The 12,170-nt window shown below is 53.9% G+C and carries 11 protein-coding genes and 1 riboswitch; of the genes, 7 read left to right on the top strand and 4 right to left on the bottom strand.

Features of this window, described 5'->3' with window-relative positions; genetic code table 11:
* Positions 1-4: 4 nt before the first annotated feature.
* Positions 5-105: riboswitch (TPP riboswitch) on the bottom strand.
* A gap of 98 nt (positions 106-203) precedes the next feature.
* Genes AB9F27_RS03060 through AB9F27_RS03045 form a run of 4 tightly spaced genes read left to right on the top strand, consistent with a single transcriptional unit; the run spans position 204 to position 3,940 of the window.
* On the top strand, positions 204-917 hold the full coding sequence (locus tag AB9F27_RS03060) for a TetR/AcrR family transcriptional regulator (RefSeq protein ID WP_335585060.1): 714 nt from the start codon (positions 204-206) through the stop codon (positions 915-917).
* A gap of 4 nt (positions 918-921) precedes the next feature.
* Entirely contained in the window at positions 922-1,872 is a 951-nt protein-coding gene (locus AB9F27_RS03055; protein ID WP_335585059.1) for an HlyD family efflux transporter periplasmic adaptor subunit, read from the top strand.
* Positions 1,869-2,807, top strand: coding sequence for an ABC transporter ATP-binding protein (locus AB9F27_RS03050; RefSeq protein WP_335585058.1), 939 nt, complete (start codon positions 1,869-1,871; stop codon positions 2,805-2,807). Before AB9F27_RS03055 ends, AB9F27_RS03050 begins: the two co-directional genes overlap by 4 nt.
* Positions 2,804-3,940: an ABC transporter permease gene (locus tag AB9F27_RS03045; RefSeq protein ID WP_335585057.1), complete on the top strand. Its 1,137-nt coding sequence runs from the start codon at positions 2,804-2,806 to the stop codon at positions 3,938-3,940. The genes AB9F27_RS03050 and AB9F27_RS03045 overlap by 4 nt, the downstream gene beginning before the upstream one ends.
* Positions 3,941-3,993: 53 nt before the next feature.
* Here the strand turns inward: AB9F27_RS03045 and katG are convergent, their stop codons facing one another.
* Positions 3,994-6,168, bottom strand: a complete 2,175-nt coding sequence (gene katG, locus AB9F27_RS03040) for a catalase/peroxidase HPI (RefSeq protein WP_335585056.1) — start codon at positions 6,166-6,168, stop codon at positions 3,994-3,996.
* Positions 6,169-6,320: 152 nt separating this feature from the next.
* Between katG and AB9F27_RS03035 the strand changes: the two genes are divergently transcribed.
* From AB9F27_RS03035 to AB9F27_RS03025, 3 genes are all read left to right on the top strand, one after another.
* A complete protein-coding gene (locus AB9F27_RS03035; RefSeq protein ID WP_039001640.1) occupies positions 6,321-7,217 on the top strand; it encodes a hydrogen peroxide-inducible genes activator in 897 nt (298 codons plus the stop codon).
* Positions 7,218-7,290: 73 nt separating this feature from the next.
* Entirely contained in the window at positions 7,291-8,055 is a 765-nt protein-coding gene (locus AB9F27_RS03030; RefSeq protein ID WP_335585055.1) for an NAD(P)H-dependent oxidoreductase, read from the top strand.
* Positions 8,056-8,194: 139 nt separating this feature from the next.
* A complete protein-coding gene (locus AB9F27_RS03025; protein WP_335585054.1) occupies positions 8,195-8,932 on the top strand; it encodes a YbaY family lipoprotein in 738 nt (245 codons plus the stop codon).
* A gap of 90 nt (positions 8,933-9,022) precedes the next feature.
* Here the strand turns inward: AB9F27_RS03025 and AB9F27_RS03020 are convergent, their stop codons facing one another.
* From AB9F27_RS03020 to AB9F27_RS03010, 3 genes are all read right to left on the bottom strand, one after another.
* Positions 9,023-10,306 carry a TRAP transporter large permease gene (locus tag AB9F27_RS03020; RefSeq protein WP_335585053.1) on the bottom strand — a complete coding sequence of 428 codons (1,284 nt, stop codon included), beginning with the start codon at positions 10,304-10,306 and terminating at the stop codon, positions 9,023-9,025.
* Positions 10,303-10,830, bottom strand: coding sequence for a TRAP transporter small permease (locus tag AB9F27_RS03015; RefSeq protein ID WP_335585052.1), 528 nt, complete (start codon positions 10,828-10,830; stop codon positions 10,303-10,305). Before AB9F27_RS03015 ends, AB9F27_RS03020 begins: the two co-directional genes overlap by 4 nt.
* A 64-nt stretch (positions 10,831-10,894) precedes the next feature.
* On the bottom strand, positions 10,895-11,899 hold the full coding sequence (locus AB9F27_RS03010; RefSeq protein ID WP_335585051.1) for a TRAP transporter substrate-binding protein: 1,005 nt from the start codon (positions 11,897-11,899) through the stop codon (positions 10,895-10,897).
* Positions 11,900-12,170: the final 271 nt, after the last annotated feature.

Below are 12,170 nucleotides of genomic sequence, written 5' to 3'. Positions count from 1 at the left end.
ATATTTGCGCAAAGTACCCGTTCCCTACGCCGGTATAACCCGGATCAGGTTCGACGGGTCGGTGCAAGCACCTCTCAGCCCTAATGGGCCCCCCGACGGATAAAATATGGTGTCTGGCCACAAGTACGTGGACAAACAATCGTTGGGGCAATGCTTAGTTTAGATTTCTAGTAGCCACAACCCGATGTTTGAGGCGCTTTCAAATGCATCCACGATCACTATGCCTAACTTGGAAAGCCCTTGCTACTGACCATCAAGTCAGTTATAATTTTCACATGTCCCCATCAGAGAAACCAGAACCAAAGTTTCGCCGACGTGCAAACGCACGCCCAGATGAGGTTTTGGATGCGGCCCTTGCCCTCTTTATTGATCAAGGGTTTGCACGAACAAGTGTGGATCAGGTCGCCCAACGCGCGGGTATTTCCAAGGGGGCCGTCTACCTGTATTTCCCCTCCAAAGAGGCCATACTTGCGGGCTTGGTAAGTCGCACAATCGCGCCCTTAACGGATGCTCTATTTGACAATATTTCGCGTCATAAAGGGGATCCCCGCCCGGCTATTGAGCAATTCTTACGAATGATGGGGAAGGTCTTGACGGACAAACGCAACCGAGCCGTCCCCTTGATCGTAATCCATGAAGCTCCCGCAGCCCCAGAGATTGCCACGCTATTTCGCACCGCCGTTTTAGACCGCGCCATTCCCGCCCTTTCGACGCTTTTGGCGCAGGGTGTCGAAGGAGGCCATATTCGGCCCATCGACCCCGAACTAACCGCGCGAACTGTGATCGGACCGATCCTCGCACACATCATTTTTTACGAAATATTCGGGATCGAACCAGAGGGTGGATTTCATTTGGACCGCCTAATTGAGAACCACCTTTTGATCCTAAACGCAGGCCTCGAACCCCAGAAAGGATAGCGAGATGAACTCCCTTCCGAATTGGCTGATCGTCATCATCAACGCCATTTTTCCAAGTTTTGGGGAGCCCGTTGTTCTGGAATATAACGGCTATGCTGAGGGTGATTACGTCTATGTTGCGTCTGCTGTCGCGGGTCGGATTGTGAATATGCGCGCGCGAGAAGGCGAGTCCATTTCTGCGCTTGAGACGCTGTTTCAAATCGACGACAGCCACCAGACCGCGGCCTTACATGCGGCGCAGGCCCAAGTTGCTGTCGCGCAAGCAAATCTGGAAAATCTAGCGACAGGAAGCCGTGACGAAGAGATCGCCGTGATCCACGCCTCACTTGATTCCGCCAAGGTGGATCAACGCCTTGCCCAGTCGACATTGGAGCGCACCCAACGCCTTTCCAAAACGGGGTCCGTTTCGCAAGCCCGCGTCGATACCGATACGGCTTTGTTACAAGGGGCCAACGCACGTGTCGCCCAGTTTGAAGCACAACTACACGTCGCCGAATTGCCTGCGCGGGTTTCCCAAAGGATAGCCGCCGAAGCCACCCATGACGCCGCCCTCGCCCAACTTGAAGGCGCCCGTTCCGCCCTGAATGACACCACCGTCAAAGCTCCGATTGGAGGGCGTGTTGACAAGGTGTTTTACGAGCAGGGCGAAGTTGCTTTGGCAGGTGCTCCGGTCGTCTCGATCCTCCCTCCGGCAAGCTTGAAGGCTTTGTTTTTCATCCCTGAAGGCGAGCGCGCCAGTGTGTCGTTAGGTGAAATTTTTGATGTCGCCTGCAGTGGTTGCCCTGACGAAATCACCGCGCATCTGACGCGCCTTGCCGCGACGCCGCAATACACGCCTCCCATCATTTACAGTCGCGAGGAGCGGTCGCGGCTGGTGTTTCGGGCCGAAGCTATACTGGAGAATGCGGGTGATGTTTTGCCCGGACAACCCCTCACGTTGAGGCCACGCGATTGACCCAACCATTTGCCATATCCGTTACAGGCCTGACCAAGGTTTTCGGCGGGCGAAGGGTGGTGGACAGCTTTGATATGGAGGTACCCAAGGGGGCTATTTACGGCTTTCTTGGCCCCAATGGTTCGGGCAAAACCACGACAATCCGTATGATGTGCGGGTTGCTCACGCCGGATGAGGGCGCGGGTACCTGCCTTGGGTTTGATATCCTGTCGCAACAAGGCAGCATCAAAGAAAACGTGGGATATATGACCCAAAGGTTCTCGCTTTACGAGGACCTGACGATCCGTGAAAACCTCGATTTTATGGCGCGAATGTACCGGATTAAGAACCGCAAGAAATGTGTACAAGAGGCATTGAGCGACTTAGGCCTCGCTGACCGTGCAAACCAATTGGCGGGCACGTTGTCGGGCGGGTGGAAGCAACGTTTGGCGCTGGCGGCATGTTTGATCCACAAACCCACCCTATTGTTGCTCGATGAACCCACGGCCGGTGTCGACCCAAAAGCGCGGCGCGATTTTTGGGATGAAATACGCTCCCTGTCGGCAGCAGGCGTGACCGTTCTCGTTTCAACCCACTACATGGACGAAGCGGTGCAATGCGATTTCATCGCCTACATCGCCTATGGGAAAAAACTTATCGCAGGGCCCGCGCATGACATTCCGCGCATGATTGGCCTCTATACGTGGCGCGTCACGGGCCCTGAAATTTCGGACCTTGAAGCCTTACTCCGGCAGGATGCCGATGTTGGTCAGGTCGCCCGCTTTGGCGCCGTTTTGCATGTGTCGGGGACAGATGAGGCAAAACTCAAAGCACTCGCGGCGCGATACAACACCGAAAATATATACACCTGGGTTCAAAAAGAGGCCGAGCTGGAAGAAGCTTTCATCTATCTGATGACCGGCGTTGACGACAATTTCAGTGGGGCCAAACCATGAAATGGTCGTTCTCACCTGCGCGGTTATGGGCTGTTCTGGCAAAGGAATTCGTCCAGATGCGGCGCGACAAAATCACCTTTGTGATGATGATCGGCGTTCCGATCATGCAACTCCTTATCTTTGGCTACGCGATCAACTCCGATCCTCATAACCTTCCAACGCTCGTTGAAATGTCGGACGAAGGGCCAGTGACGCGGGCGATCCTTATGGGCATGAAATCGTCCACTTATTTTGATTTTCAAGGCATCGTAACCAGCCGCGAAGAAGGAGACAAAGCGCTGCGCGACGGATCGGCGAATTTCTTGGTGGTGGTGCCCCCCAACTTTGAGCGAGACATTTTACGTGGGTTCTCCCCCGAAATACTCCTGTCTGCCGACGCCTCTGATCCCGCTGCGGTCGGGGGTGGGGCGTCGGCGATGGGGGGTATTATTGACATCGCGATGGCGCAGACACTGACCGGCCCCCTGCGCTATGCCGCTGGGGTCCAACCACCAATTAGCGTTGTGGTTCATCGGCAATATAACCCCGAGGGCAACACCTCAATCAATATTGTCCCCGGCCTTTTGGGGGTCATATTATCGCTGACGATGGTGATGATCACGGCGGTCGCGATTGTTCGCGAAACCGAGAAGGGCACGATGGAAACGCTGATTGCGACACCTGTGCGGCCCCTCGAAGTGATGCTCGGAAAAATCCTCCCGTATGTTTTAGTTGGATATGTTCAGACCGTGGTTTTCTTGATTGCGTCGCAGGTGTTATTTGGCGTGCCTTTCATCGGATCGCCCTTCGCCTTCTTTGTGGGGTTTAACCTCTATATCGTCGTCAATCTTGCGCTTGGCTTCCTGATCTCGACGGTCGCGCGCAGCCAAATGCAGGCCATGCAAATCTCGTTCTTCACGCTATTGCCAACGATCCTGCTCTCGGGATTCATGTTCCCTTTTGCCGCCATGCCCGTGTGGGCGCAGATGATTGGCAATGCGATCCCCGCGACGCATTTCTTGCGTCTCGTGCGCAAGGTCATGCTCAAAGGGGCCGACATTAGCGATATTCTGGGTGATCTCACGAACATCAGCATTATCATGTTGGTGATCGTCGCGATTGCGCTCAAACGGTATCGCCAAACGCTAGACTAAGTGCAATGAAGGGGCATCCTCGAGCACAATACCCGCCCAAGGATGCCGTTTTATTAAGCTATATCAAAGCGATCCGCATTCATAGCCTTCACCCAAGCTGCGACAAAATCCGTCACAAACTTCTCGGAATTATCATCCTGCGCATAGACTTCAGCGTAGGAGCGCAGGATGGAATTGGAGCCAAACACGAGGTCCATGCGTGTCGCGGTCCACTTCACTTTGCCCGAAGTTCGGTCGCGAACCTCATAGGTGCCTCCGTCCACCGGATGCCACGAATTGGCCATATCCGTCAGATTAACGAAGAAATCTGTGGTAAGGGCACCAGCGCGATCCGTGAACACACCGTGTTTTGAACCGCCATAGTTGGTGCCCATAGCCCGCATGCCACCAACCAAGACCGTCATTTCATTGGCCGTTAAGCCCATGAGTTGCGTGCGATCCAACATCAATTCTTCTGGGCTAACAATGTAGTCTTTCTTGAGCCAGTTGCGATAGCCATCGGCCAGCGGTTCCAAAACATCAAAAGACTCGGCATCGGTCATCTCTTCCGTGGCATCTCCACGCCCTGAAGCGAAGGGAACCAACACCGGATATCCCGCAGAATTGGCCGCTTGCTCGACGCCGACATTCCCCGCGAGGACAATGACATCCGCAAGACTTGCACCGCTTTCTGCTGCAATGCTTTCAAGCACACCCAGCACTTTCGCCAAACGGACAGGCTCATTGCCCTCCCAATTTTTTTGGGGTGCGAGGCGAATGCGCGCACCATTGGCACCGCCGCGCATGTCCGAGCCGCGATAGGTCCGCGCGCTGTCCCATGCTGTCGAGACCATTTCGCTCAGGGTCAAACCGCTCGCTGCGATACGGCCCTTAACTGCCTCAACATCATAATCCGTTTGCCCCGTGGGAATTGGGTCCTGCCAGATCAACTCTTCTTGTGGCACATCGGGACCGAGGTAACGGGTTTTGGGGCCCATATCGCGGTGGGTGAGCTTGAACCAAGCGCGTGCGAAAGTTTCGGAAAAATACGCGGGATCCTTGGCAAATTTCTCTGAGATTGCGCGATAGGCCGGGTCCATTTTCATCGCCATGTCGGCGTCGGTCATGATGGGCATACAGCGGATCGTCGGGTCTTCGACATCAACAGGCATATGCTCTTCTTTGATGTCGATTGGCTCCCATTGCCACGCGCCTGCAGGGCTTTTCTTTAGCTCCCATTCATACCCGAAAAGCATCTCGAAATAGCCGTTATCCCACTTGGTTGGGTTTGTCGTCCACGCCCCTTCAATTCCGCTCGAGACCGTTTCGCGGCCCACGCCTTTGCCTACCGGATTTTTCCAACCCATGCCCTGCTCTTCAATGCCAGCCCCTTCCGGCGCGTCGCCCAAGAGGCTTGCGTCGCCATTACCGTGGGTCTTGCCCACCGTGTGACCACCCGCCGTAAGGGCCACGGTTTCTTCGTCATTCATGGCCATGCGAGCAAAGGTTTCGCGGATATGTAGCGCGGTTTTGAGCGGATCGGGGGTGCCGTTCACGCCTTCGGGATTCACATAGATCAAGCCCATCTGCACGGCGGCAAGCGGGTTTTCCATCGTGGAAGGGTCTTCTAGGTTTTCATAACGGTTGTCACTCGCAGCCAACCATTCGTTTTCCGAACCCCAGTAAGTGTCGATCTCAGGCTGCCAAATATCTTCGCGCCCAAAGGAAAATCCAAACGACTTCAACCCCATGGATTCATAGGCAATTGTGCCTGCAAGGATCATCAGGTCAGCCCAGCTTAATTTATTGCCGTATTTCTTTTTGATCGGCCACAACAAGCGACGTGACTTATCGAGGCTGACGTTATCGGGCCAAGAATTCAACGGCGCGAAACGTTGATTGCCCGTTCCACCGCCCCCGCGACCGTCGGCAAGGCGGTAGGTTCCCGCCGAGTGCCAAGCCATGCGGATCATCAGGCCACCATAATGCCCCCAGTCGGCAGGCCACCACTCTTGGCTGTCCGTCATCAGGGCATGAACGTCTTTTTTCAACGCCTCTACATCAAGGCTTTTTACGGCTTCGCGATAGTCAAAATCCGCACCCATCGGGTTGGTTTTGGAATCATGCTGGTGCAAAATGCCGAGGTTAAGCGCATTAGGCCACCACGCCATAACCGACTTGTCCGAAGCCGTATTTCCGCCGTGCATCACAGGGCACTTGCCGACCGTATCTTTATCATTACCGTCCATGTTTTCCTCCGTCAGAAGCCGCGTTACTTGAATTACGTGACAAGGCGAGTAGCTCGAAGAACTCGCCCTGAAACTATCCATTCCTTCTAAAGCTAGCAGACCAGAACCATAATACAAATTGCATTTTCTAAACCCAATGATAGTATTTTCTAATGAGTCGACTCTCTATGAAACATCTGCGTTATTTCGATGCCCTCGCGCGATTTGGCCACTTTGGGCACGCCGCTGAGTCCTGCGCCATTACCCAACCTGCCCTCTCCGTTCAGATCAAAGAACTGGAACAATTGATCGGCACTCCGCTGGTCGAACGCGGCGCGCGGCAAATTCGCCTAACCAGTTTTGGCGAAGAATTTGCAAAACGTGCGGGCGATATTCTACGATCAGTTGACGAGCTTGAAGATATGGCGCGGGCGTCACAAACCCCACTCATTGGGCGGCTTCGGATCGGGGTCATCCCAACCGTTGCGCCGTATCTTTTGGCCGATGTCATCAAAGAACTTTTCCGTCAGTACCCCGGATTGGACCTGCGCCCTCGCGAGGCGGTAACCCAAAAACTGATTGAGGATCTGGTCGGAGGCCGCATGGATGCTGCCATCGTCGCCCTCCCGATTTCCGAACCGTCCTTGCATGAGGAGACCCTCTTTGAGGAAGAATTCGTTTTGGTGCGGCCCCTAAAAGACGCCGATTTACCGGTTCCAAACTCTGCAATGTTACGCGAAATGCGGCTACTTTTGCTTGAAGAAGGCCATTGTTTTCGCGATCAGGCCATTTCGTTTTGCAAGATGTCTTCGACTATGCCGCGCGACCTCATGGAGGGGAGTTCCCTATCGACATTGGTCCAGATGGTTGGGGCGGGAATCGGTGTGACCCTGATTCCCGAAATGGCCGTTCCGATCGAGACAAGCTCCGCAGCGGTTACGGTGTTCCGTCTAGCCGCGCCCCGCCCTTCGCGGACCATCGGCATGGTTTGGCGCAAAACCAACCCATTGTCCGATCAACTCGCCCAAATCGCCGAAGTCGTCAGACAAGCAGGGACGCGCAAAATTTAGATTCCATACGCTTACCTATACGACCGCCAAATAAACCTCTTAATTCGCCTTTGATGACACTAGGACCGCCTTCATGCCCCGCACCCTGATTGTACTTGCCCATCCAGAAAAACAGTCCTTCAACAGCAGCTGGGCACAGGCCAGTGCGCAAGCATCAGAGGCCGACGGACACGAGGTTATGTGGTCCGACCTCTATGCGTTGAACTTCGATCCCAGCGAGAAAGCCGACCATTATGCCAGCGCCCGAAAGACCTGTTTTTTTGACGTTCTAAAGGCCCAGGAGGCCGCCGCGGACACGAACTCTTTGCCAGAGGATGTTGCGCAGGAAATTGCGAAGATCCGTGCGGCGGATCGGATCATTTTTCACTTCCCGATTTGGTGGTTTGCGCCGCCTGCCATTCTGAAGGGGTGGTGTGATCGGGTTTTTGCACAAGGGGCGCTTCACACCATCGACCAACGTTTTGACAACGGAATGTGCGAAGGGAAAACCGTCCTTTTTTGCGCCACCACGGGGGCGAATTCCGCCGAAAGCGCCTTCAACGGCAAGGAAGGCGACGTCCGAATGCTGTTGTGGCCCTTGGCCTATACGCTGCGCTATCTCGGGTTTGACGTCCTTGAGCCTCGGGTTTTACATGGCATTCACGGCTATCACGAAGGTGCAAATGAAGTGGCGTTGAAAGCACGCTTACGGTCCGAGCTTGAGGGCCACGCACAGACGATTTCTCAATTTGAAAGCCTGCCAAAAATCGTCTTTAACGCGGACACAGAATTTGATGCAGAAGGCAGTTTATTGCCAGACGCGCCGAGCCATTCCCATTTCATACGGCAAAAATCGTAAACCAAAATTCAGCAAAAAGGCGCGTCGTTCCATCCGTCTCATTTAATGTGAACCACATTGCGAATATACCGTCGGCAGGCTGGATATTTGAATTTCAACGCCCATCTTTATTGATGAAAACATAGAAAAGGATTTTCGGATGGATTACCCCTTCAAGACGTTTAGCCTCGCATGCGCGACGGTTGCCCTAAGCACGTTCGCCGCCACCGCTGGAACGGTATCGGGCACCGTGACCTATCTTGAACGCATTGCCTTGCCGCCCGAGGCGACGCTCACCGTGCGCCTGCTTGATGTGTCCCGCGCTGATGCGCCATCGATGGAACTCTCGACCAAGGTCTATGCGTTGAACGGAGTGCCACAGCCGTTTAGCTTGGATTATGACGACAACATGATCGACCCTCGATTTACCTATTCCGTGGATGCGGAAATTGAGCATATGGACGAGGTGTTGTTTCGCTCCACATCCGCGTATTTGGTGATTACGCGCGACGCGCCATCCGAGGTGGAAATCGTGGTTCAAAAAATACCCGCCCCACGTGCTACCCTTGAAGATACAAGTTGGGTTGTGACGAGTATTGGCGGCAATGTGATCGTCGCAGATCGCGTACCGATGGTAGAGTTTGCGCAGAACGGTGCGTTTGCCATCCAAACCACCTGCAACAATCTCGGAGGGGAGGCCGAAATCGGCGAGGGCACGATCACGTTTCCCACCAACATGCCAACGACCATGATGGCCTGCGAAGACCCCTATATGAGGTTCCAAGGGGACATTACCGAAGCGCTCCTTCAGGTCACGGGATACACGCTCAGCGACGCCACGTTGACCTTCACCAATGAGGCCGGGATTGAAGTCATGGAAATGCAAGAATCCAAGTAATCAATTACTCGTTAAAAACAAAAAGGGGCGGACCAATCATGGCCCGATTGTGCGGCCCACCCCTTCTCTCAGTCAGTCGTCGCCTATCCCTTAGCGGAACAAGTGAACGGCTGTCATTGAGACCGCTGGGAAATATGTCACGATCATAAGAGCCGTGATGGCCGCCAAATAGATCGGCGCCATTTTCCGTGCGATCGAAAGTACGCCCACACCAGAGATCCGCGACGCCACATAGAGCGTGGCCCCAACAGGTGGTGTGAACAGGCCAACCGCAACATTGCAGGTCATAATTACGCCCAAGTGAACGGGATCGACGCCAAATGCCTGTGCCGTTGGAAGAAACAAGGGCGCAGTCAAGAGGATCGCTGGTACAGGGTCGAGGACCAACCCAAGGATCAACAAAACAATGTTAACCATCAGCAAAAACATCCAAGGTCCGGTTGACACTTCTTGCACGAAGGCCACCAGAATTTGTGGCATTTGTTCAAGCGTAATGAGCCATCCAAGAACAGTTGTTGCGCCAATCACAACCATCACAACCGCACTGGTGACAAAGGCATCAATCATTAGGCTTGGAAGGTCGCGAATGTGGAAATCGCGATACACAAAGATCGTTACGATAAGCCCGTAGACCACCGCCAAAGCCGCAGCCTCAGTGGGGGTTACCCAACCGGTGAAGATCCCGCCAAGGATCAAAACGGGCATAAACAACGCGGGTGCCGTGCCGACAAACGAGCTCCACAATTCCTTGCGCGACGTTTTGCGCCCCCCCGGATCACAGCCCGTGGATTTCCCGACGTAAAAGCACACTCCCATAAACGCGAGCCCGAAAATCAAACCGGGGACCATGCCCGCGAGGAACAGATCGGCGACCGAAACGTTGCCAACAAAGCCATAGATGAGCATCGGAATGGAGGGCGGAATGATGATGCCAATTGTGCCTGCTGCGGCCACGAGGCCCGCTGCAAACGCCTTGTCATAACCTTCCTTGGCCATGTTTTTAATCATGACGGAGCCAATGGCCGCACTGTCGGCAATCGCTGATCCGGAGATACCGCCGAAAATCATCGACGCCCCGACAACAACCATGCCTAAACCGCCCGGCATGAAGCCAAAAGCCGCCCGCGCAAAACCGATAATCCGAAGGCCAACGCCGCCACGGCTCATCAATTCGCCTGCAACGATAAACAACGGAATCGCCAAGAAGTGGTTGGGTTCAACACCGCCGATAAAGTTCAGATAGAGCGCTTGAAGTGGATAGCCCAAGTCGAAAACAAGGATCGGAAGGACCGCCGTCAAAAGGATCGCCCAAACAAGCGGAACCCCCATGAACACCGTCACAAGAAAGACGGCTACGACAAAAAGAAGAATCATATTTGGGCCTCGGTGTTCGATGACAAATCCGGGTCAGTTGGCGGAGTACGCATGTCAATTGCGATATTAAAAGAGTGGAACAAGAGCGTGCAGGCCATTCCCACCGGCATCGACGCGTACAAAAGGCCAACGGGCCAGTAGAGGACCGTGGTTTTTTGCGCCCACGTATGGCTCGAAATCGAGAAGCCCGTGTAGATCAAACTGATCAATAGGGCGGCAACGACAAGGTCGATGAAAAGAACGAGGCGGCGACGCATTACCAGCGAGAAAAGGTTATCAACAATTTCGGTGACCCGCATATGTGCGCCCCGTGCGATTGCTGCGGCGCATCCAAGGAACGTCGTCCAAAGCAGAAGAAACGCGGTGATTTCAAGGGACCATGCCAAATCAAATCCAGCAGCCCCGCGCAGAAACGCGTTAACAAAAACGAGCGAAACGATTGCCGTTCCACCCAAAAAAAGTACACCGTCAATTGATTTGCTCAGTAGGCGCAAACCCGCTGGATATTTTGACCTGTAATCCATGACCCCTCCTTTAGAGAAAAGTCGGGGCCCTTAGACCCCGACTCTGTCACATTATTTGTGTGACTTAGTTGGCTGGAAGTGCAATGCGGATTGCTTCCGCATCGGCCAAGATCTTATCAACTTCTTCGGCGCCATAAACGTCGCGCGCTTTGCCGTAAACTGATGCAACCGCGTCGCGGAAGGGCCCGATCACAGGAACAACAACGGTCGCTCCAGCGTCAACCATTTCGGCCAACTGACTATCAACCGAGTTTTTCACCAAGTCACGGCTAAAGGCGGCGGATTCAACGGCTGCCTTCATCACAGCAGCTTGGTCAGCTTCAGAAAAGGACTGCCAAGTTTTTTCAGCAATCGTCAAAGGAAGCGGGCTGTACACGTGACGAGTCAACGTGATGTTTGGCGCAACCTCATAGAAACGCAGGGATTTAATTGTATCCACTGGGTTTTCTTGGCCGCTCACTGTACTCTGTTGGATCGCGAGATATACGTCTGTGATTGGCATCACAACGGTTTGAAACCCAATCGCTTCCATGGTCCAACGGATCATATCGTTGGGGAAAACACGCATTTTTTCGCCAACGGCGTCGGCAGGTGAATTCAACGGTTCTTTGGTTGTGAAGCTGCGAAAACCCGCTTCCCATGTTGAAAGGACGCGGAACCCTTTTTCGGGCAGTTTCGCGAACTCGCCGTTTAGCCACTCGGAGTTGTCATAAAGTTCCCAGCCTTGCTCGTAGGAATCCACGAGAAACGGCATAGCCGTCAAGTTGAGGGATGGAAGATGGGACGCATAGGACCCCGTCGCCGAAACCGTAAAGTCGATCCCGCCAAGCTGAAGTTGCTCAATCGCTTTTGGGTCGTTTGCGAGTTGGCCTGAAGGGAAAATCCGCACTTCATAGCGGCCTTCCGTATACTCCGCGACTTTCTCGGCAAAAACTTCTGCTGCTGCTTGACGCGACCCACCTGGGTTGTCTGTGTGACTAAACTTCAAGACAGTTTGTGCGGTTGCAGCGGCCCCCATGGCGGCCAACATTGCGGTTGCGGTTGCGAATTTAATAAATGTGTTTTTCATTACGTCCTCCCTGACGTTTTCCTCATTGTATATTTTTAGGTATACATTAATAAATTCACTGTCAACCTTGCAATAGGATTTGACGGTGCCAAAAGTTGGCGAATACTACATAAGAATCCATGCTTTGCCGCGCGCCGTGCTTCGGGCGCATGGTTCGCGTAAGAGGGTTCAGCGTTTTCTAGGAAGAGCTCGGGTGGCGCGCCCACACTTGGCGCGACGCGACGCACCGATGAGGCGCGTGTTTAGGGCAAATTGCGAGGCAGATCGCGGA

Source organism: Falsihalocynthiibacter sp. CO-5D18, assembly GCF_041205445.1.
Classification (GTDB): Bacteria; Pseudomonadota; Alphaproteobacteria; order Rhodobacterales; family Rhodobacteraceae; genus Falsihalocynthiibacter; species Falsihalocynthiibacter arcticus.
Note: the sequence above shows the minus strand (reverse complement) of the source record. Positions and strands in the feature narration are given on the sequence as shown.